General features: G+C 66.7%; 2 protein-coding genes. One reads left to right on the forward strand and one right to left on the reverse strand.

Features of this window, described 5'->3' with window-relative positions:
• The first annotated feature begins 51 nt into the window (after window positions 1-51).
• Window positions 52-534 (forward strand): PTS sugar transporter subunit IIA, encoded by a 483-nt coding sequence (locus EON91_RS14465; protein WP_292096113.1) that lies wholly within the window; start codon window positions 52-54, stop codon window positions 532-534.
• Here EON91_RS14465 and EON91_RS14470 read toward each other — a convergent pair.
• Window positions 531-1,229 (reverse strand): alpha/beta fold hydrolase (locus tag EON91_RS14470; RefSeq protein ID WP_292096115.1); only part of this gene is annotated, 699 nt, incomplete at its 5' end. The genes EON91_RS14465 and EON91_RS14470 overlap by 4 nt on opposite strands.

Below are 1,229 nucleotides of genomic sequence, written 5' to 3' on the forward strand. Positions count from 1 at the left end.
CGGGAATGCGTAGAGTATGACAAAACATCGTTTGACGGTCGGAGGGCGTTCATGAACGCCCCCATGATCACCTCCCTGGGCGATCTTCTTCTCCCTAACGCCGTCGTGCCGCGCGCCCGCTGGAAGGGCCGCAAGCAGGTTCTGGCCGAAATGTCCGCCGTCATGGGCAAGGCGCTTAATCTGGATGCCCGCGAAGTCCATGAAGCCGTGATGGAGCGCGAACGCCTGGGTTCAACCGGCGTAGGCGAGGGCGTCGCCATCCCCCACGCCCGCATCGAAAGCCTCGCGCGCCCAGTCGGCGGCTTCGCCCACCTGATCGAGCCTGCCGATTTCGAAGCCATCGACGAGCGTCCGGCGGATCTCGTTTTCATGCTGCTCGCCCCCACGGATGCCGGAGCGGACCACCTGCGGGCGCTCGCCCGCGCCGCCCGCGTCTTCCGTCAGGAACGTATCCGCGCCGCCCTGCGCCAGGCCCCGACGGAGGAAGCGGTCATCGCCATCCTCTGCCCGGACCTGAAGATCCATGCGGCCTAGAGCCCGGTTTCAAAGTCCCTGATCTGCGTTGCCAGCCAGTCCGGCTGTTCCAGCGGAATCATGTGCCCTGCGTCCCGCGCCTCCAGGATGCGCGCGCCGGGGATCAGCGCACCCATGCGTTCGATCGAGCCCCACGGCACGAACGGATCGCTGTCAGCCCCGATCAGCAGCACAGGGATGTCCAGCTCGCCCAGGCGAGGCGCCAGCGACGTCCGCGTCGAGGTTTCCTTCAGCTGGGCCACCAGCACCGCCTTGCCCAGATCCCGGTCCATCGCCCGGATCACGTCCGCCACCGCCGGGTCCGCCTGGTGCGAAGGATGGACGAACTGGTTGATGCGGGCCTGAGGAATGCCCCGGTACTCATGCTTCGCCAGCAGATCGAGCGCCCGCACCCGTTCCGCCGCCTCGTCCTCCGTCAGCCCGAAGGCGGAGGAGGCGACCGTTACCAGCGACGCCACCCGTCCGGGGTTCTCCAGCGCGTATTCCAGCGCCAGATAGCCGCCCATCGAGAACGCGACGAGATGAAGCGGGTCGCCTGTCGAGGCCGCCGAATGGATCAGCCCCAGCATGCCCTGCCGGGTCGACTCGGTTTCGATCGCCACATAATCGGTGGAAAACTGCGGCTCCAGGCGCTGCCGGACAGGTTGCCAGACCCGCTGATCGCACATCGTACCGGGCAAAAGCGTCAGTATTCC

The sequence above is a fragment of the Brevundimonas sp. genome (assembly GCF_004210735.1).
Lineage (GTDB): Bacteria > Pseudomonadota > Alphaproteobacteria > Caulobacterales > Caulobacteraceae > Brevundimonas.